General features: G+C 38.9%; 23 protein-coding genes, 2 pseudogenes and 1 riboswitch. Of the genes and pseudogenes, 6 read left to right on the top strand and 19 right to left on the bottom strand.

Going from position 1 to position 18,012, the window contains the following annotated elements; translation table 11 throughout:
- Positions 1–17: 17 nt before the first annotated feature.
- Both KMHG_RS17835 and KMHG_RS11285 read right to left on the bottom strand, forming a co-directional pair.
- Positions 18–596 (bottom strand): thermonuclease family protein, encoded by a 579-nt coding sequence (locus KMHG_RS17835; RefSeq protein ID WP_049929333.1) that lies wholly within the window; start codon positions 594–596, stop codon positions 18–20.
- Between the two features lie 106 nt (positions 597–702).
- On the bottom strand, positions 703–915 hold the full coding sequence (locus KMHG_RS11285) for a hypothetical protein (protein ID WP_010289604.1): 213 nt from the start codon (positions 913–915) through the stop codon (positions 703–705).
- Between the two features lie 160 nt (positions 916–1,075).
- Between KMHG_RS11285 and KMHG_RS11290 the strand changes: the two genes are divergently transcribed.
- Positions 1,076–1,288, top strand: coding sequence for a hypothetical protein (locus KMHG_RS11290; RefSeq protein WP_010289605.1), 213 nt, complete (start codon positions 1,076–1,078; stop codon positions 1,286–1,288).
- On the opposite strand, the gene KMHG_RS11295 is transcribed toward KMHG_RS11290, so the two are convergent.
- From KMHG_RS11295 to KMHG_RS11315, 5 genes are all read right to left on the bottom strand, one after another.
- A complete protein-coding gene (locus KMHG_RS11295; protein ID WP_010289607.1) occupies positions 1,257–1,460 on the bottom strand; it encodes a MerR family DNA-binding transcriptional regulator in 204 nt (67 codons plus the stop codon). The genes KMHG_RS11290 and KMHG_RS11295 overlap by 32 nt on opposite strands.
- A gap of 12 nt (positions 1,461–1,472) precedes the next feature.
- Entirely contained in the window at positions 1,473–1,664 is a 192-nt protein-coding gene (locus KMHG_RS11300) for a hypothetical protein (protein ID WP_010289611.1), read from the bottom strand.
- Positions 1,665–1,726: 62 nt separating this feature from the next.
- A complete protein-coding gene (gene queE / locus KMHG_RS11305) occupies positions 1,727–2,449 on the bottom strand; it encodes a 7-carboxy-7-deazaguanine synthase QueE (RefSeq protein ID WP_010289612.1) in 723 nt (240 codons plus the stop codon).
- Positions 2,442–2,870: a 6-carboxytetrahydropterin synthase QueD gene (queD, locus tag KMHG_RS11310; protein WP_010289613.1), complete on the bottom strand. Its 429-nt coding sequence runs from the start codon at positions 2,868–2,870 to the stop codon at positions 2,442–2,444. Before queD ends, queE begins: the two co-directional genes overlap by 8 nt.
- Before the next feature lie 84 nt (positions 2,871–2,954).
- Positions 2,955–3,001: riboswitch (PreQ1 riboswitch) on the bottom strand.
- Positions 3,002–3,101: 100 nt separating this feature from the next.
- Positions 3,102–3,539 carry a hypothetical protein gene (locus KMHG_RS11315; protein ID WP_010289615.1) on the bottom strand — a complete coding sequence of 146 codons (438 nt, stop codon included), beginning with the start codon at positions 3,537–3,539 and terminating at the stop codon, positions 3,102–3,104.
- A 221-nt stretch (positions 3,540–3,760) separates the two neighbouring features.
- Here KMHG_RS11315 and KMHG_RS11320 point away from each other — a divergent pair, with 221 nt between their 5' ends.
- Positions 3,761–4,111: a helix-turn-helix domain-containing protein gene (locus KMHG_RS11320; RefSeq protein ID WP_010289616.1), complete on the top strand. Its 351-nt coding sequence runs from the start codon at positions 3,761–3,763 to the stop codon at positions 4,109–4,111.
- Here the strand turns inward: KMHG_RS11320 and KMHG_RS11325 are convergent.
- Positions 4,106–4,681 (bottom strand): TetR/AcrR family transcriptional regulator, encoded by a 576-nt coding sequence (locus KMHG_RS11325; RefSeq protein WP_010289617.1) that lies wholly within the window; start codon positions 4,679–4,681, stop codon positions 4,106–4,108. The genes KMHG_RS11320 and KMHG_RS11325 overlap by 6 nt on opposite strands.
- Before the next feature lie 237 nt (positions 4,682–4,918).
- Between KMHG_RS11325 and KMHG_RS11330 the strand changes: the two genes are divergently transcribed.
- A complete protein-coding gene (locus KMHG_RS11330; RefSeq protein WP_010289618.1) occupies positions 4,919–5,728 on the top strand; it encodes an SH3 domain-containing protein in 810 nt (269 codons plus the stop codon).
- Between the two features lie 36 nt (positions 5,729–5,764).
- Here KMHG_RS11330 and KMHG_RS18800 read toward each other — a convergent pair.
- The 3 genes and pseudogenes from KMHG_RS18800 to KMHG_RS11350 all read right to left on the bottom strand — a co-directional run.
- Positions 5,765–6,255 (bottom strand): annotated as a pseudogene (locus tag KMHG_RS18800) (hypothetical protein); the annotation flags it as partial.
- Positions 6,256–6,438: 183 nt separating this feature from the next.
- Complete coding sequence (locus tag KMHG_RS18460; protein WP_010289619.1) at positions 6,439–7,956, bottom strand: flotillin family protein; 1,518 nt, start codon at positions 7,954–7,956, stop codon at positions 6,439–6,441.
- Between the two features lie 150 nt (positions 7,957–8,106).
- A complete protein-coding gene (locus KMHG_RS11350) occupies positions 8,107–8,547 on the bottom strand; it encodes a hypothetical protein (protein WP_010289620.1) in 441 nt (146 codons plus the stop codon).
- 224 nt (positions 8,548–8,771) lie between these two features.
- Between KMHG_RS11350 and KMHG_RS11355 the strand changes: the two genes are divergently transcribed.
- Positions 8,772–9,209: a hypothetical protein gene (locus KMHG_RS11355; protein ID WP_010289622.1), complete on the top strand. Its 438-nt coding sequence runs from the start codon at positions 8,772–8,774 to the stop codon at positions 9,207–9,209.
- A 391-nt stretch (positions 9,210–9,600) separates the two neighbouring features.
- Here KMHG_RS11355 and KMHG_RS11360 read toward each other — a convergent pair whose 3' ends face one another.
- The 8 genes from KMHG_RS11360 to KMHG_RS11395 all read right to left on the bottom strand — a co-directional run bounded on the left by KMHG_RS11360 (position 9,601) and on the right by KMHG_RS11395 (position 16,457).
- The gene (locus KMHG_RS11360) at positions 9,601–10,623 is read right to left on the bottom strand and encodes an NAD(P)/FAD-dependent oxidoreductase (RefSeq protein ID WP_010289625.1); all 1,023 of its coding nucleotides are present in this window, start codon (positions 10,621–10,623) and stop codon (positions 9,601–9,603) included.
- Between the two features lie 217 nt (positions 10,624–10,840).
- Positions 10,841–11,299 carry a DinB family protein gene (locus tag KMHG_RS11365; protein ID WP_010289627.1) on the bottom strand — a complete coding sequence of 153 codons (459 nt, stop codon included), beginning with the start codon at positions 11,297–11,299 and terminating at the stop codon, positions 10,841–10,843.
- A 130-nt stretch (positions 11,300–11,429) separates the two neighbouring features.
- Positions 11,430–11,783, bottom strand: coding sequence for an acylphosphatase (locus tag KMHG_RS11370; RefSeq protein ID WP_010289629.1), 354 nt, complete (start codon positions 11,781–11,783; stop codon positions 11,430–11,432).
- Complete coding sequence (locus KMHG_RS18465; protein WP_010289630.1) at positions 11,783–12,472, bottom strand: class I SAM-dependent methyltransferase; 690 nt, start codon at positions 12,470–12,472, stop codon at positions 11,783–11,785. Before KMHG_RS18465 ends, KMHG_RS11370 begins: the two co-directional genes overlap by 1 nt.
- Before the next feature lie 321 nt (positions 12,473–12,793).
- Positions 12,794–13,366, bottom strand: coding sequence for a hypothetical protein (locus KMHG_RS11380; RefSeq protein WP_010289632.1), 573 nt, complete (start codon positions 13,364–13,366; stop codon positions 12,794–12,796).
- A gap of 78 nt (positions 13,367–13,444) precedes the next feature.
- Entirely contained in the window at positions 13,445–14,302 is an 858-nt protein-coding gene (locus tag KMHG_RS11385) for an ABC transporter ATP-binding protein (RefSeq protein WP_010289633.1), read from the bottom strand.
- Positions 14,299–15,300: a FecCD family ABC transporter permease gene (locus KMHG_RS11390; RefSeq protein WP_010289634.1), complete on the bottom strand. Its 1,002-nt coding sequence runs from the start codon at positions 15,298–15,300 to the stop codon at positions 14,299–14,301. The genes KMHG_RS11385 and KMHG_RS11390 overlap by 4 nt, the downstream gene beginning before the upstream one ends.
- A gap of 14 nt (positions 15,301–15,314) precedes the next feature.
- On the bottom strand, positions 15,315–16,457 hold the full coding sequence (locus KMHG_RS11395) for an ABC transporter substrate-binding protein (protein ID WP_010289636.1): 1,143 nt from the start codon (positions 16,455–16,457) through the stop codon (positions 15,315–15,317).
- A 230-nt stretch (positions 16,458–16,687) separates the two neighbouring features.
- Between KMHG_RS11395 and KMHG_RS11400 the strand changes: the two genes are divergently transcribed.
- Both KMHG_RS11400 and KMHG_RS19120 read left to right on the top strand, forming a co-directional pair.
- Positions 16,688–17,314 carry a hypothetical protein gene (locus KMHG_RS11400; protein ID WP_010289640.1) on the top strand — a complete coding sequence of 209 codons (627 nt, stop codon included), beginning with the start codon at positions 16,688–16,690 and terminating at the stop codon, positions 17,312–17,314.
- Positions 17,314–17,918 (top strand): annotated as a pseudogene (locus tag KMHG_RS19120) (hypothetical protein). Before KMHG_RS11400 ends, KMHG_RS19120 begins: the two are co-directional and overlap by 1 nt.
- Positions 17,919–18,012 lie beyond the last annotated feature (94 nt).

Raw genomic sequence — 18,012 nt, forward strand, 5'->3', positions numbered from 1 at the left:
GCGTTTGTTTTACACTTCTAACGTACATGTTCACGAAATCCACGTTTCGTTACATATCCCGGAATCGACCAAATGCCTAACTGATGCTTTTGTGCATAGGCTTGAGCTTCTAAATACTTCGCATGATGTTTCGTGTTTGGCTCATGAACGAACGCGACGCGGGCAAGCCCTTTACGAAGGAGCGCTTCGTTTAAATCTTTGCCATCTGCGTAAACATAGGCCAATTTACGACCATATTTATCTCCACGATCACCCGTTTGATCATAATCTAGCTCAATCGTTTTCGCACGTTTCAATGCATTCGTTGTAAATGCACTTGCTTCTTTCGCAAACGGTTGTATCGGTGTATTCGGCTTCACAGACTCTGGTGTATCGATTAACAAATAACGAACGGTTTGTCTTTTGCCATCAATATAAAACTTCGACGTATCTCCATCAACACTAGCGGCAAACTGTACAGATGCAAGATGGCCGCTTCGTTGCGTTGTTTTCGTTTCTAGTAAACGGAAAACTTTCAGCCCTAGCTGAATCCATTCCCGCTTCAATCCTAATTTCTTTCCGATTTCTTCAATCAGTGTTGTCATAAACTGTTTCAATGGCTCATACCCTTTTCTATTTAAATACATTAATTTCACTTTAAAGTAATCTACGCGCGCAAGCAACATATAGACGCATAAAAAAAGCCGACATGTACATATCGGCTTACGGCATCATCTTTTCTTTTTCGTACGCATCGACAGCAGCGGTTACTTTATCCACACGTGTCACCGTATGTGCGTGTATATCTCTTATGTACAAAAAACCTCTTACAACGAGTGCAATGACAATCGCACAAACGATATATATCCCGATTGTACCTCCCAATAACATGAAACTTAAAAATAATCCTAAAAAAACCGATAACGCTGTTTTCACAAAAACACCTCTCATTCGTTATAATTACATCTTTATTTTAACACAATATCATATTTTTACCATTTAAACTTCATTTTTTTCAATTTAAACCTTCCACTTACACACCAGTGAAAACTGAATGCGTACACTAGAGAAACCACTTAAAATGGAGGATCATATGATGACAGAAGAACAACATTATTTAACGAAAACACTCAACAGTTTACAAATTGAGAAAACGACACTTCAACAGCAACTACACGTAAAAAATGATCAGTTTCAGGAGATTCAACGCTATTTAATGGATTATCGGGCTGAGCTCGATAAATTTGAAATGTACGATTATCAACGGTCGATGCATGTTATTGATAATGACGCAACTGATGTTGAATGAACTCTTGCTGAAAGGCGAGATGTACAATTTTGAGTTGTGTGAGATGACGTTCATCAAATAAACGATAACCATTTGCTTGTCGCGGCACAGGTGAAATATAGCCCCATGCTTCATATAATCTAACTGTATTTGGATGAATGCCTACTTTTTTAGCAACTTCTTTCGTATACATGTCCGTTCCCCCCTACAATTTCAATAGTTTGCGTCCGCCTGCGACGATGAGTGCGCATATAGTCGGAATGGCAAATTGCATTAACATCATACCGAGCGAAATAGTACGGCCTAAGAAAAGGCTACATACATCGACGATAATCAAGCTTAGCGCAATGGCGATAAATATATGGAATGGATCAATGATCACCAACCAGTTTCGCATATGTCCACGTCCTTTAATTTCTAAAATAATAAGCCTTTCTTCCATCAAAGAAAGGCTTATTATTATACACCACGTTGATTTGCCCACACAAGTGCATGTAGTTGTGGAAGCGGCTTTGCATTGTTCATCGCAGGTGTTGCGAGTACTTGTTGCCAAAGCCAATCTAATTTTTGTAGGAGACGACTTGAAATATCTCCCGCTTCTGTCGCGTTATCATTTCCGACAGATAAATACAATTCATCTAACGCATAGCGACGGTTAATCGTTTGCGCATAGTCAAAATCAATTTCGTCGAAAACGACGACTTTCATTGAAAATGAATGATTGCCTAATTTCTCAACAATCTCATCTAACACTGCCCAATCGGTCGTCATCGTCGAACTCGGTGGCTTTGGAGAAATGGTTAAATCGTCCACCTTTAAAAACCATGGTTGCCAGCGTGAACCTTGTGTCTCTAAGCCAATTTCGACACCATGGGCATGTGCAATGTCGATAAGTTCATCAATTGGTTCATTGTAAAGTGCAGGGTTGCCCCCTGTAATCGTAATATGATTAAAGTTACGTACGCCATCTACAGTTGCCATCTCTTCAAATTGCGTCCAAATGTCTTGCGCTGTTAACAACGTGCCGCGTTCTGTGCCGTTCCACGTAAATGCGGAGTCACACCACGCACATGCATAATCACAGCCCGCTGTACGAACGAACATCGTTTTACGTCCTGTAACGATCCCCTCTCCTTGAATCGTCGGACCAAACATTTCCATTACCGGTACTTTTTTAGCCACGTTGCTCACCCTTTGGACGGTACATGACGTATGAAGATGGGGTTTCACGAACGAGCACTTGCAAGCAATGAGGACGGTTCGGTGTCGTTTCAAGATGTGCTTCAATACGCTCCCAAATTGTACGCGCGATGACTTCTGTCGTCGGAAAATGATTGCCCGCGTATTCTGCGTGATCATTTAAAACGGTGTGGTCATATCGTTTATGGACGAGACGCTTTAAATCTTGAAAATTGACTAAAAAACCTGTCGCGTCTAACGTATCGCCTGCAATCGTGACGTTCACGAAATACGTATGGCCATGCATATTCGCACACTGCCCCGCTGATGCATCTGGAATGAAATGAGCAGATGAAAAATGCATATCTTTATTTAATTCGTATTGATAATTGTGTGATGGATGTGGATAATATTGTGCTAACATATGTTCACGAACCTTTCTTTTTAAAATATATAACCTATACAATAAAAAAAGCCATACCCTATCGGATATGGACAGCTCGTCATCATTCCCATAGTTTTTTATAGAGGGTTGGCGCTATGAACCTCTTTTTATATTGCGATCAGTTATAATATAATAATAACATTATTTCCCTTTTAAACCAATGACAAATATCGAAAAAGGTCTTTGCATCACTCGCAAAGACCTTTTTGCTTAATAAAATTTATATGTTTTTAAAATCGTATTAAATACTTTTGTTTGGCGTTTATATTTCGCTGTACCTGGCATTTCTGTAAATACATTCATACCATGACGAATATAATATTCATAATTACCGTGGCGAACGACTTCATATTCACTACGCATTGATAAGTTGCTGCCACGCTTCTCACGGATAATATAAGCCATGACTTCTTTGCCACGCTTAATTTCTAGCTCTCCGTTTCTCATCTTAAATTTATATTTTGATGTTTTTTCAGGCAATTTAAATGACATATGCCATTGTTTCACTTTATATGTTTTCGTACTAAGTGGCTGTGCCACACTCGCCGTATGTACAGTCGATGGTGCTTGTTGTGCTTGCGCATGAGGGGCTGCAACGAACGTCGTTAGCCCTAACATACACGCAGTGGATAACATGATTTTCTTCATTTTCAGATCCTCCATTAGATATTATATACATTATTATAAACCTTATTAATTATATTTCAATATATCATTGTATCTTTTGAACCAAATAAAAAAGCATCTCGAAAGATGCTTCCTTTATTATACTTCGTATTTATCATTTTTCCGCATTCATTTTGCTCGCATCAAGTTGTTGAAAAGAACACCTGTTCCTATTAAAATATGAGGAAAAGGAGGTGTTTGTCATGCCGCATAAAGATCAACAAGCGCTTATTCATCAAACACATGGGCATTGTCGCTTTGTGTACAATTATTTTCTTGAGCTGTGGAATACGTCTTATAAAGAAGAAGGTAAAGGACTAAATCGTTCTCTTATATCCAAAATGCTCACAAAGCTGAAGAAACAAGATGATACTGCTTGGTTACGTAATGTAAATAGTGTGGCACTACAAGCCTCCTACGAAAACCTATTAACTGCCTTTGACCGGTTCTTTAAAAAACAAAACAAATACCCACGTTTCAAAAGTAAAAAAATGTGGACGATTTTTAACATCACCTCACATTTCTTCTTTTATCCCACATTATTTCTATTATGATCGAAAGAAACTCGGAATCATCATCTGTAAACTAGCAATCGGTGTATTCGTTTTTTTCGTAACTGCTAACATAAATGCCCCTTCAATAGCCGCACAAATTGTCGTTGCTATGTCCGTGGCACGTTCTGTCGGTACGTTACTTTCAACGAATTTATCATAGTACAACTGTTCTACTTTTCTATAATTTTCTTCACATGCATGGCGAATATGTTCATTGGAAAAAGCGGATTCTAATGCGATTAATGAAAATGGTGGCATACTAAATTCATTCGGATCTTCTAAATACGCAAAACGTTGCATCATGAGCTGTAAGTAGTTTTGAACGGCTGTCACTGGATCTGCAACGGAATTCAATTGTGTTTGAATATCATCTTGTAAACGTTTTGATGATGAATCGATCACTTCAATGACTAGCTGTTCTTTACCATTGGGGAAGTAATGATAAAGCGAGCCTTTCGGTGTGTTTGATTCTTTTAAAATTTGATTGAGCCCAGTCGCATGATAGCCTTGCAAATGAAATAAGCGTGTAGCGACTTCTAATATATGGTCTCGTGTTGTGTTGTTTTTCAATATAATCCCCCTTTTACCATCCTTATGACGAATACAGCATATAAGATACATTTTTTTATGTCAACTATTGAACTACCCCCACTTCAAGTACGTTTAAAGAACGGCTAATTGGGGGTAGTTCAATTTTCATAAATATGCTAAAATAAACAGAAAATAAGTAATTAATCTAAATAAATGGAATTATAAAATTACATTTATTTACTTTTTACCCTATATGTATCCTAAGGAGGATAAAACATGAATCCGTACAAATTTTCAAAATTGGCGCTCGCAAGTGCAATTGCATTAACAACGATCGCTACGCCACAGCTTGTTCAAGCCGAAATAACTGCAACACCAGCTTATGAAACGACAACTATGTATATTAGTCACGGTGTGTATGCACGTATAGCACCAAGTATAGATGGCAAAATCATTACAACCCTTCCTAAAAATGAAAAGATCCAAGTGATTGACGGTTTTAATACAGCTTGGTATCGTATTTTATACAAAGGACAAATTGCTTACGTATCAAGCGATTATGTTACAAAAACAAAACCTACTACAGCAACACAAAAACCTGCGCAATCAACACCGAAAGCTGTAAAAACAGCATACGTTGCCAATTTAGATGGCCTAAAATTAAATGTACGTGAAACAGCTTCTACAGCGAGCAAAATCGTTGGTACATTAAAAGATGGTGCGAAAGTTTCGTTAACGAAAAAATATACAGCAAAATCAAAAGATCCTTACTTTGAAATCGTCTATAAAAACAAAGTAGCATACGTTGCGTCAAAATATATTAGCTTCAAAAAACCAACTGTCGCCGCCAAAAAAGAGACAACAACATTAGGTGTCGTTTCAAATACGAAAGGCGTACCGTTAAAAATACGTCAAAAGGCATCAACGACAAGTAAAATTTTAGGAACTGTAAAAGAAGGCGAATCTCTACAATTTGCGAAAGCTTATGCTGCAACCGATAAAGTATCCTGGTATAAAGTCACTTATAAAAAGAAAAAAGCTTACGTTGCCGCACAATATGTGACACTTTACTTCCCTGCAAAATAAAAAAGGGCCGCGAAAGCGGTCTTTTTTTATGATCTATTATTCAGCTTCTTTTAATGTTTCGCCTAAAAACTTCGCTAATTTTAACATACCGTACATGCCATAAGCTGTTTCGGCATCTGCATTATAGTTCGTATTCGTATTAACGTCATACGCGTACGCTTGACCGTCCGCATCAACTACAAATTCGATACCTGCTAAAAATGCTTCGAATTGGTCAATCAACGCTTATGCTGGACGCGCAACAATTTGGTCTCTACCGACCGCTGCTACAGTTTTTGGTGTAACGATAACGTAACGTGATAGTTGTGCATATTGCTTCACTTTGCTCATTTCTATTGCAAGTGCGTGGCTACCGTTTAATACTTTATGGTCATGCATTCTAACCGCTCCTGCAAGTTCTGGTGAATAGCGGTGAGAGAAGAAGCACTCATACGGTTATTAAAAATGCCTTCAGGTGGTGCAGTCGTTAAATCAACTGTCCCTTCATCTAAATGCCATAATTCATATGGTAAACCAAGCTCTTTTAATCATTTTTGTAAATGAATTATTTTTTATTTTCGTGAATCACATGAATTTTCTTTGTCATGATGTTGCACTCCCCCTGTTGATGTCTCTTTGAGATTACATCAAAATGAGCGTGCTGAGTAGTAAGAAGATTGTGATTTCCGAAAATTCCTTTATTTCATATAAACTTACTCAAAACTTCGCTTTTATCGTGATAAATCGCGATCTTCATCGACGTTCGTTTCAAACAATTCTAGCTCTTCACGGTTTGATACACCTTCTGGAATGTTTGGTTCTAACGCATGTTCAACTTCTTTTTTCGGTGCTAAATGATTGCGACCGTAAGACGCATTCGTTTCTAACAAATCTTTCACATCAATGCCTGTCGTTTCTTTTAGCGATTTTTGTACCATCGCCATGACACCGACCGTATTGCCCGCGATATTTTGCACACCGCCACCTTCACCACCGAAATCCATTACTTGCACGTTATCAATAGATGCGAGTGGCTCAGCAACTGCGCGCGCGAAGTCTGGGAGTGCTTTAATTAACATTTCTGCAATGGCTGCTTCTCCATATTCCTTCATCGCTTCCGCTTTCATTTTAATCGCCTCTGCTTCGGCAATCCCTTTTTCACGAATTGCATCAATTTCGATTTGATTTTTACGTGCAATCGCATCGTTTTCAACTTCTAATTGTAATTGTTTTGCGCGTGCATCTGCTTCGGCTGTACGCTCTGCAATACGTGCTTGGGCGTCATTCGCAATGACATCACGTTCTGCAATAATTTGCGCATCAATGACCGCTTGTTGTTTCGCAAGTTCTTTTAATTCTAACTGCGCTTTTTCGCGTTCACGCTTCGCTTGCGTTTCTTTTTCAATTAAGTCTAGTTCTAATTCTGCTTGTTTCTTTTCATACGCTTGCTTTGCGATAGCACGTTGTTCATTTAACTCACGCTCACGCAATGTTTTTTCAAGATCTAAATCATTTGCTGCTTTCGTCTGTTCTAATTGCAATTCCGTACGTTGACGTGTAATTTCAATATCCGAGCTACTTTTTGCACGTTCTGTTAATTGTGCATTCGTCGCTTTATTTTCTTCAATTTGACGCTCGGCATCTGAACGCGCATTTTGGGCTTGTTTTGACGATTCTGCAAGCTTTGTAATACCTAAGTTTTTCAAATAACCGAGTTCGGCATCATATTCATCCGCATCTAATACGCGGTCTAATGAAAAGTTGACGACGTTAAAGCCCATCGCTTTTAAATCCGCTTCCGACTTTTCTTGAACGACTTGAATGAAATTTTCACGCGCATTATTAACTTCTAACGCTTCCTGCTCCGCGACAGTCGTGCGCAATTTCCCTTCTAAAATGACACGTAATTCTTTTGAAATTTCATCATCTTTTTTCCCCATAAATTGCTCTGCAAATTTAATGACAGATTCCAATTCATCCGCTACTTTAATCGTCGAAGTCGCATGAACTGTAATCGGCACTTCATCTTTCGTTAAAATCCCTTCCGCTTTCAATGGGATTTGGAATGAATTAAGTGAAATCGAATCTGCTGATTGAAATGGTGTTACGAGCACCGTACCGCCACGAACGACGCGCAGTCGCCTACCATCTTTAATATAGACGCCTGGTTCACCTTCTTTTCCGACATTTTTCCCAGAAATAATTAACGCTTCATTTGGTGCTACTTTTTTGTACCCGAATTTAAACATACGCCCACTCCTTTTGGATATATTTACCACTTACTATAAGCGTATCGAAATATGTCCTTGTTTTCAATACACACTTATAGAAAGAGCACTTTTTCCTATTGAAACAAAACCTTTGCACTAAAAAACGCACTTTATAATAGAGCGCGTCTGTTAATGACCGAAATGGCCGTTTTTCTTTTGTTTATCATCGCCATTGTACCAAATGACTGTATAATGCATTTGTTTGAGCTTCTCTTTAATTTGTTTTTCACTAATGGCTGCATCGACAATCATTTCGTATTCATAATGACCGTTTTCCATTTTATAAGAGCCATACCAATAATCATTCCCAAATAAAGTGCGTACATTTTCGTCCACGACAATTTCAGGACGATCTAGTTCGTCAAAGTTCGATACATCTAACGTTAATTTTATATGCTGTAACTGTTCCATCGGTGGCTTTTCTACATTTTGCACATTGCCCATACGTTCATATATGTCTGCTGTGAGCGTTTGCGTCTCTGTTTTTTGTGTTACCTTTGCTTGATCATCATGTCCACACGCTGCAAGGAACAAACATAAGAGCGCTAAAACAGGCCAATATAACTTCATTTATAACCCCCCTTTGTTTTCACTTTATTTTATCATATGTTTTTATTTTCTATATAGACTAGAGAGTTCATATAAAAAAGCACGTGGACGTTTATATATATTCGACGTTTCAGCACTATCCACATTTTCAATTCTTTAAAGACATTCATGAAAATTGGATGTGACACATTTTTTTACGAACTTTATGCATTATGCTACACTATGAGTAAGAAAGGATGTGAACGATGACTTTCATCCATTATATTGAACAAATGCAATACCTCGTCCAGCATATACATAAAGCAAGGCAGCAACTTCGTCAACAATATGGCGAGCAATACTTAACAACACAAAGTTGGTATGCGCTTCAACAATATGAAGCAGCCATTGAGAAAGCAGAGCAACTATTCGATTTTTGTTTCGAACTCGTTCTACTGCATGATGAAATCGATGACGCTCATAGTCAACATATTATATATCGCTCGATTCATGCGCGCATGGAAAGCTTTATCGGTTACGTTCAGTTCCAACAACAACTCATGGACGTTTGGCAACAAAGTGACGCTCTTACATCGATATTAGACATCGGTGAACGCGTCATGCAAGTGTTACACGAGGCATCTGACGCGTGTACAACCTATTTACTGAAAAATGATGATGCCGACGATGTTTCTTTTAATTAATATGGAACTTTTTACATCATGTCCACGTACTATTAGTACATTAACTTTTGAAGGAGACATGCTTACTTGTCACGTTGAACAAAAATTGTTCTATTTTTTTCATACTTTTTAATGTTCGGTCATGCGTACTATGAAACGATTGCCGAACATACGCCAACGAGTGCGTCACAACTCCAATTCGTTTCATTTGTAGAGGCTGAACGGTAGCAACGTTCAAAAAGGTGCCTTTTTAGCTGGATTGATGCAGTACATAAACGTAGCTTTTACGTTTGTAACGCGCTATGTTTCAATGCAAAAACTTTATTTAACTACGAACCATTATCAAAACTGGCTATGATATTGCATGCAAAAAAGAGGCTTCCGCCAATGCGGAGCCTCTTTTATTGATGATTTATTTCGCAAATAATACTTGATTGCGTTCACGGAATTTTTCATTATGTGATGATACCATTGCATATTGATTCGCATCTGGTGTCATATATGTTTTTGCGCTATTAATTGCTAATACCGCATCTTGGAACGTCCCAACGAGTAAGTTTACTTTATCTTCGTATGTGACGATATCACCTGCAGCGAAAATACCAGGTACTGTCGTACGGCATTTACCGATGCTTTGTAAGTAATAGTCATCTTTTAAGTCCGGCTGGATATTTGCGTCAAAGGCCATTGATACTTCGCGGTTGTAGCCGTGGCTAATAATGACATCATCTACTGGCATCACAATTTCTTCATCTTGTTGTGAAATGATTGCTTCTTCAATCGCATTTTTGTCGTCATTTGCTTGTAGTGATGTTAATGATGCATTTAATAAAATGTCAACGCCCGCTTCGCGCAGTTTTTTCACTTGCGCTTCGTGTGCAGACAATTCTTCTTTACGATAAATTAGCGTTACTTTTTTCGCAATTGGTAATAGCTCACAAGCCCAGTCAATCGCACCGTTACCGCCACCTGAAATGAGCACGTGACGATCTGTAAAGCGTTTCATATCTTTAATCGTATAATGCAAGTTCGTCATTTCATATTTTTCAGCGCCTTCAATTTCTAATTTCACTGGGTTGTAAATGCCCGCACCTGTCGCAATAACAATTGTTTTTGAAAAATGTTGTGCACCTTCATGTGTCGTAATCACGAAGTAATCTTCCTCTTTACGAATGTGCGTCACTTTTTCATTTAAGCAAATCGTTGGATCAAACGTCTTCGCTTGTTGAACGAGGTTTTCAATGAACTTTCCTGCAACGATTGGTGGTTGACCACCGACGTCCCATAACATTTTCTCTAAGAAAATATTTACTTTACCGCCGAGCATCGGTTGAAACTCAATCACTTTCGTTTTTAAATCGCGTAAGCCGCTATAAAATGCACTGTAAAGTCCGGCTGGGCCTCCACCGACAATCGTCACATCGTACATGTCCATATCAATCGCTCCTTTAAGTTAAATCTGTCTATGTATGTAAATGAATATTTAAATTTGATAATGAAAATCTTTCTCAATTAACAATAAAATAGAACACGTAAATTGTCAATGATTTATGCTATTTTCAGTCTACTTTTTATATAAGCATTTTTAATATTTTTACAATATATGTCCATTAAAAAGTCCCCTTACGAAAAGAGGCTTCCTACTCTACTGGTTAATTAACCTTCATTGCCTGTTCGATTTGTTCAAAGTGTTGCATGTCATGCGTCATTTGGCTCACAAAGTATTCAAACACCGTTACCGATATGTCCCCAATGTGTAGTCGTTCTTCCCACTGTTCTTTTGATAGCGCTTTCATTTTATCGACGATTTGTTGACGATTGTGTGTGAAGCGATTGATAATACTTTGTTGCGGTTCATTTCGCGCAAATGTCGCGGTATGCACATTAATCGTTTCAGGTGTAGGTGCTGGCTGGAAATGTTGTTGTTTGAAAAAATGAGGCAGCCGCTCTGTTAACAAAAACGTATCCCAAAAATCGAAATGCCCGATAATTTCTGCAATCGACCATTTCCCTTCCGCAATCGGTCGACGCCAATCTTCTTCGGTAAGTCTCGCTAATTCTTCTACAAATTCAATTGCCAATTGTTCATGCTTGATTAATGTATCGTACATGTTTTTTGCCTCCTTTTGCACCCTGCTATGTCGTCGTGCATTGCCCTCAACTGTGCTCAGCTTTTAACAATTGTTTCCCTATTCCTTCTATTATGATATTTTCCCTTTTTTCGACGTGAAAAAACGCCTTCTACGAAGAAGACGCAATTTCAAAATATCCATCGGCAATGAGTGGTAAATCATATACTTCTATTTTGTGTAAACGCGCGCGTTTGAGTCGATGCATATGGTTCATTAAAAAAGTGAGTTGCGACGCATGACCTTGCAAAATGGCTTCTACGTCGCCGTTTGCTAAATTCTTCACATACCCGACAAGTCCGAGACGACTCGCTAACGTATGCAGTTCTAGACGAAAGCCAACTTTTTGCACACGTCCGCTAAAACGCACTTTTTGACAAATCACTTCTCCTGTCCCAACCGGCAGTTGTGCCTTTGTTGCATGCCACACGACGTATTGATCTCGCCATTCACTGAATTTCCCCATTATCTCACCCTTTCTAAACGATACGCTTCAATGCCATATGCGCGGAAATATTGTTGTGCAACGCGTAAGCCTGCTGTCTCACATAACTCGTACAATGACTCTGTCGTTATCGGCATCAGTGTGTCACCGAATGATTGCACAAATGCTTCCCAATGGTGAGGCTTTACACCATTTCGAATAGCGAAGCGCCCCCAAGCATCGAGTTGCTGTTTAAATATCGGGTCATCAATATCGCCATTAATGCTTGACAAATATACGTAGCCACCAATTTTAACGTGCTGAGCGATTTGTTTAAGTAGCTGCGCTTTTTGTGTTGGCTGTTGAAGAAAATGTAACACTAAATGACATGTCACGATATCTGCGACACCTTCATAGTCTGCTAATTCCCCCGTGATATAAGTGACTTCTCCTGCAATGTTTTCCGTCATCAAACGATGTTTTGCAAGTGCTAACATATTATCAGACGGATCAACCGCTATAAAATGGGCTGATCGTAAAAGTGGCATCAATGTTGAAAGTTCTTGTCCACCACCAGCACCTACGACAATCACTTGCGCTGCATCTGGCATATGCATGCAAATATCATCAGCCATTAACGCAAATAAATATTCATACCCGATAATACGCTTACGAATCGTTTCATTATAAGCAAATGCTTTCGGATGTTCCCATTGAAATGGATTTTTCATCTCATGAACCCCTTTCCAAGTTGCGCTTAGCTATATCATTTGTCCATATTTGTATAAACTACTATTTAAGATGTCCTATCGTCGCTATCATCTTCATACATAGAAACTCGACAAATAACGACAAATTTTTAATAATTTTATTAAAAAATGATTCACTTCAAGTCATATGTGTGCTATTATTAAAAACAGGTTAGCGATAAACTGTATTTAACACCGATTTCTTTTACCCGGAGTCGGTGTTTTTTATATTTTTATGCATAAATCCATTAATAATTCGCAAATAATTACATTTTTCTACGACAAATAACGACAAATGCGTCGTTATTTTTTCTTTACATACGCTACAATGTCAATCAGGATCGTCTCATCATCTAATTGTGTCGGATCCATTTTTTTGTACGGCTGGCCTTCTTGCTGCTGATGTTCTGTCGTCATACTACCATCTTCTTTAAACGTTGCTTCATACGTCGCAATCAATGTCGGTGTCGTTGAAAGGACCACATCTTCATCAATACGGTGACTCATATAGCCACTTTGCTCATTGTTTCCGTAATGATGTGTAGAGCCATTTATTTTAAACGCCAACTGTCCTTGTTCGAGTGTGAAACCGACATTGATAATGCCTGAACTCTTATCTAAATCAATTTCTTGCTCTGTTACTTCGCCATTTTGATAACTATATTTTTTCAATATAACTTGTTCTCCAGGACTTGCTTCATAAGAAATAAAATTTTGTTCCGTTTGGTCCACCGCTGATAAAATGGCCTTTTCTTTCTCATCAAATGCGACAGGTCCTATTTTAGATGACGCGCCTGTAAACGTCGTACGCTTTTCTTCTCCACATGCTGCTAACAATAAACTTGCCGCAACGACTAAACTCATTACTTTTTTCATACAACCCCTCCTGTGTATAATTTTACCATTATTCATTAAAAAAAAGAACGGAGTCCCTGTTGGACGCCGTTCTTTCTATTATTCTTCTGGATGAAGTTCTTCGTTGAATTTACATGTGCTAATGTCACGTTTCAATCCTAATGCGCGTGGAATCATCGTTTCTAGCAATAAATCGTCTTCTTCGAAAATGATTTTTTTCAATTCGATGCCGAAGAAATGTTTCATACGCGCTTCTGTCATTACTTCATGTGTCGGACCGAATACGAGCCCTTTATCTTTACCCGTCATTAATACGTGGTCTGCTAAATAAAAGGCATGGTTCGGATAGTGCGTATTAATAATACACGAAATACCTTTTTCTTTCGCCAGACGACGAATTGTTTGTAAAATAACGATTTGTTTTTGAATGTCTAAATGTGATTCTGGCTCATCTAAAATGAGTACTTCTGGATCTGATACGAGCGTACGGGCGATTAATGCAAGTTGCAATTCCCCACCGCTGACCTCATTACAAGATTTCTCAGCGAGATGGCGAATACCAACAACATCTAACGCTTCAAGAGCTGCTTGCGTGTCATTTTTAGATGGTTGTGACAACGTACTAATGTACGGTGCACGTCCCATAATGACAAGGTCTAGCAACTTATAGCCAAACGTCATTTTATGCGCTTGTGGCACGTAACCGATACGTTTCCATAACTCTTTACGTTTCATTGAAGACATTGGTTGATCGTCAACATACGTTTCGCCTTCTGTCCAATCAAGCAAACCTGTAATACATTTAAGCATCGTCGTTTTCCCTGCACCGTTCGGACCGAGAATGGATAAAATCTCGCCTGGTTGCAATGTGAAATTGACGTTTTTCGCATATAAATTTGGTAACTTCGTGCGACGCTTCATATAGTGGAAATTTCCGTCACGGACTTCTAGTTTCATGACCAGCTACCTCCCATACGGCGTAATAAATACGCAAAGAATGGTGCACCGATGATCGCTGTTAAAATCGATAACGGAATTTCCGTTGCCGTTAAACTACGCGCTAAATCATCAATGATTAATAAATACGTACTACCAATGGCAAGTGACACAGGTAATACGAATTGGTTATTGTTGCCGACAAACATACGTGCAACGTGTGGAATGATTAAGCCAACCCAACCGACGATACCCGCAGCAGCGACTGTTGCAGCTGTAATAACTGTTGCACCGGCAATGACAGCCCATTTTAATGCTGTTACTGGAATACCCATTGATTTTGCTTCATCTTCAGGTAATGTTAGTAAGTTTAAACGCCAACGTAATAAATAAAGTACGAGCATACCGATTAAAATAATCGGACCCGCAATGTATAAATCACGATATGTCGCTGTCCCTAAGCTACCCATTAACCAATATGTGATTGCTGGTAGTTTTTCTTCTGGATCGGCAACGAATTTCGTCAATGATACTAATGCATTAAACAGTGCCGATGTAATGACACCCGCTAAGACGAACATATAAATCGGTGCACTTTTGCGATTGCCTGCCACGAAAAACGTAAACAGAATTGCAAGTAAACCGAATACAAGCGCAATCAGTTGCGCTGTTAAACCTTGACCGAAAAATAAAATACCGAGTGAAGCACCAAATCCTGCACCAGCAGAAACCCCTAAAATATCAGGTGATACTAATGGGTTGCCGAACATCCCTTGGAAGCTCGCACCAGCCATCGCAAGGCCACCACCGATTAATAACGCAAGTACAATACGTGGGAAACGAACGTTCATCACGACTGTTTCCTCCATATTTGTCCACGTTTGATCAATTGGCAATACTTGCGACGTTAAAATTTTGACGATAGTAATCGGGTCGACAGAAAAGCGACCGATCCCTAACGACACAATGGCTACTACGATCGGTAGTAGCCACATTAAGGCGATTTGCCATTTTTTCATTGTGTCGACAACTCCTATTGTTTAGCCGCGTCAGAAGATGGGTGTAAGATTTTTTCTACATCCGTATCTGTTACGTCATAGTTGTAGAAATCTTTATAGTACGTTTTAATTTCTTTGTTCATATCATAATCAAATAACTCTGGTTGGTTGTGACTTGCCATCCATTTCAGCATAAGTGGTGCGTCACCTGATGGTGGGAACCAACGATAAATACCTAGTGGCACTTTATACACTTTCTTATCTTGAACAGCTTTTACGTCGCTCCAGTCTTGACCGGAAATGTTATTTTCGAATAAATCTTCAGGTTGTGTTTCTGTGAAGTTTGTAATGTAAATAATGTCTGGGTTCCACTTGTAGATTTGTTCCATGTTGACTTCTTTTTGACCTTGAACGCCATCACCAGAAACAACATCGTAACCGCCTGTTTCATTTACCCAGTACTCGCCCCATAAATTTTGACCTGCAACGACGATTGATTTATCAGAGTGTTGGTGAAGTACTAATACACGAGGTTTGTCTTCTTTTTTCACATCTTTTAATTTCGTGTCGATTTCGTCTTTTACTAATGTCACGTTATCGATATATTTGTCAGCGCGGTCTAAAGCTTCGCCGCCTTTAATTTCAGATGTTACTTTTAACCAGCTGTTGAAAGTTTCAACTGGGTTTGCATCAGATACTTCTACCGTTTGAAGTGCAACCGTTGGAATACCGGCTTCATCTAATTTTTCGATAGACTTCGTATCGTTCGCAATTTCAAAGTATACTTGTGGATCAACGTTCATTAATTCCTCAACGTTTACTTCACCATTTTGGATGAATTTTGTTGATGCTTTTAATACGTCTGGTGACATTTTTGCAAGCATTGAGTTAGAAGCTGCATTGTATGAGTTTGGGTGCATCCCTACGATTTCTTTCGTTGAGTTTGTTGCAACGAACCAAGTTGAGAAGTAAGGTAAAATACCCCCTACTACAACGCGGTCAGGATCTTTCGCAATCGTTACGTCACGCCCTAATTGGTCTTGAATCATTTTTTCTTCAGCAGTCGTTTGTTTTTCAGCTGATGATCCTGATTTTTCAGATGCATCGTCGTTACCGCAAGCTGCTAGTAACCCTGCCGCTAACGTTGCCGCTGCTAAGAAGCCATATTTTTTCTTCATGTTGTTCCTCCTACTTACATATCTTATCTTTAAATTTATGATTGAAATCAACTTTTGCTCCCTCTTATTCTATTGATAATCATTTTCATTTTCAATGTTTTTTGTCGAATAAGCACGAAATTATCATCTTTTCAACAAAATTAAGGTATTTTTGTAGAAAATATATTATGATATTCTCAATCAATTATCAATTAAACATTCTATATGATAATCAAAAGGAGTATTATTGCATGAATTTATCAATTGGACGTATTGACCCTGGGCACGCATTCGGTGCAAACGGTCAAATGGTCAAAGTTTCTGCCTTAGAAATCAAAAAAATCCCTCAATATTCGCTAAATAACGACATTTTAACTGATGTCAACGTCTTAATTATCCCGAATTTTGTCGACCAAGAGTTTTTATATGCTAATAAGCAAGTCATTGAAAACTTTTTAGCAGCGAAAAAAATCATCGTGTTCTGCGGTCACTTATTCCGCCCATGGCTACCAGGTGCTTCATTATTTATGCCAGAACGCATCCAACACTATACAGACTATAACGTCTATCCACAAAACAACACACCTATTTTCGAAGGTGTTTCGACAGAAGATATGACGGTCAATAAAGGTGTTGCTGGTTTCTTCGCACGTGGTCACTATCACGTTACAGATGAACAAGAAGTACACTTAACATTTAAAAGCGGCCACGTCGTAACGTACGTAGACCGTACAGCAACAAACGGTACAATCGTCGTGCACGCCGGACGTCCTTTACTAGGCTATACAGGTCAAAATAAAACGACAGACCGCATTCGCCCGCAATTTCTTGCATGGTTAGAACAAGAAACAGCACGTTTACAGGAGGCGCAAGCATAATGAAAAAAATCGGTGTTATTTATTCTGGAAACGAAGCACATTATCGTACATTCCATGAACCAAAAATCAATCAATTTATTACAAAACTGATTTATCACCCTGAATTTTTAACGACAGCGATTGATGATTTAGATGTCTTAATCGTACCATCTCAATTAAACGGCGAATTATTAATGCAAGGCGCACAAAAATTCGTGATTTCGCGGATAACGGTGGTACAGTCGTGGCGTTCGGTCCACAACCTTGGGAATGGATTCCGGGACAAAAATGGGAAGAACGCGAAACGAACTTCTGGTGGTGGTTAGAAAAAGACGCGAAAAGCGGCTTAGTATTAACAGCTCCAGAACACCCATTATTCAAAGATTTCTTAACGTTAGAAGATTGCACATGGCACCAACATGGTTGCTTCTGGCCTTCAGAAAACGCAGAAATTTTAATTTCAACTGAAGATGGTGGCGCGATTATGTATGAAGAAAAATTACCATCAGGTGGTCGTTGGATCGTCACAACACTTGACCCTGACTATCACTTTGGCTCATACTTCATGCCCGCAACAGAACGCTTCCTAGAAGGCTTCTTCCCATACTTAGCATCAGGTAAATAATGATTTCATCCGCACTCTTTTTAGTAGGAGTGCGGATTTTTTTGTGCTACGCTTATCGTATTGGAGGGATTCAGATGAAAAAACGATATATCGC

The organism is Kurthia massiliensis, assembly GCF_000285555.1.
Taxonomy (GTDB): domain Bacteria; phylum Bacillota; class Bacilli; order Bacillales_A; family Planococcaceae; genus Kurthia; species Kurthia massiliensis.

Excerpts from the sequence above, each read along its gene's own strand:
- KMHG_RS11290 (WP_010289605.1), top strand. The coding sequence starts at position 1,076 with ATGACAGAAGAACAACATTATTTAACGAAAACACTCAACAGTTTACAA.
- KMHG_RS11295 (WP_010289607.1), bottom strand. The coding sequence starts at position 1,460 with ATGTATACGAAAGAAGTTGCTAAAAAAGTAGGCATTCATCCAAATACA.
- KMHG_RS11300 (WP_010289611.1), bottom strand. The coding sequence starts at position 1,664 with ATGCGAAACTGGTTGGTGATCATTGATCCATTCCATATATTTATCGCC.
- queD (WP_010289613.1), bottom strand. The coding sequence starts at position 2,870 with ATGTTAGCACAATATTATCCACATCCATCACACAATTATCAATACGAA.
- KMHG_RS11315 (WP_010289615.1), bottom strand. The coding sequence starts at position 3,539 with ATGAAGAAAATCATGTTATCCACTGCGTGTATGTTAGGGCTAACGACG.
- KMHG_RS11320 (WP_010289616.1), top strand. The coding sequence starts at position 3,761 with ATGCCGCATAAAGATCAACAAGCGCTTATTCATCAAACACATGGGCAT.
- KMHG_RS11330 (WP_010289618.1), top strand. The coding sequence starts at position 4,919 with ATGAATCCGTACAAATTTTCAAAATTGGCGCTCGCAAGTGCAATTGCA.
- KMHG_RS18460 (WP_010289619.1), bottom strand. The coding sequence starts at position 7,956 with ATGTTTAAATTCGGGTACAAAAAAGTAGCACCAAATGAAGCGTTAATT.
- KMHG_RS11350 (WP_010289620.1), bottom strand. The coding sequence starts at position 8,547 with ATGAAGTTATATTGGCCTGTTTTAGCGCTCTTATGTTTGTTCCTTGCA.
- KMHG_RS11355 (WP_010289622.1), top strand. The coding sequence starts at position 8,772 with ATGACTTTCATCCATTATATTGAACAAATGCAATACCTCGTCCAGCAT.
- KMHG_RS11360 (WP_010289625.1), bottom strand. The coding sequence starts at position 10,623 with ATGGACATGTACGATGTGACGATTGTCGGTGGAGGCCCAGCCGGACTT.
- KMHG_RS11365 (WP_010289627.1), bottom strand. The coding sequence starts at position 11,299 with ATGTACGATACATTAATCAAGCATGAACAATTGGCAATTGAATTTGTA.
- KMHG_RS11370 (WP_010289629.1), bottom strand. The coding sequence starts at position 11,783 with ATGGGGAAATTCAGTGAATGGCGAGATCAATACGTCGTGTGGCATGCA.
- KMHG_RS18465 (WP_010289630.1), bottom strand. The coding sequence starts at position 12,472 with ATGAAAAATCCATTTCAATGGGAACATCCGAAAGCATTTGCTTATAAT.
- KMHG_RS11380 (WP_010289632.1), bottom strand. The coding sequence starts at position 13,366 with ATGAAAAAAGTAATGAGTTTAGTCGTTGCGGCAAGTTTATTGTTAGCA.
- KMHG_RS11385 (WP_010289633.1), bottom strand. The coding sequence starts at position 14,302 with ATGAAACTAGAAGTCCGTGACGGAAATTTCCACTATATGAAGCGTCGC.
- KMHG_RS11390 (WP_010289634.1), bottom strand. The coding sequence starts at position 15,300 with ATGAAAAAATGGCAAATCGCCTTAATGTGGCTACTACCGATCGTAGTA.
- KMHG_RS11395 (WP_010289636.1), bottom strand. The coding sequence starts at position 16,457 with ATGAAGAAAAAATATGGCTTCTTAGCAGCGGCAACGTTAGCGGCAGGG.
- KMHG_RS11400 (WP_010289640.1), top strand. The coding sequence starts at position 16,688 with ATGAATTTATCAATTGGACGTATTGACCCTGGGCACGCATTCGGTGCA.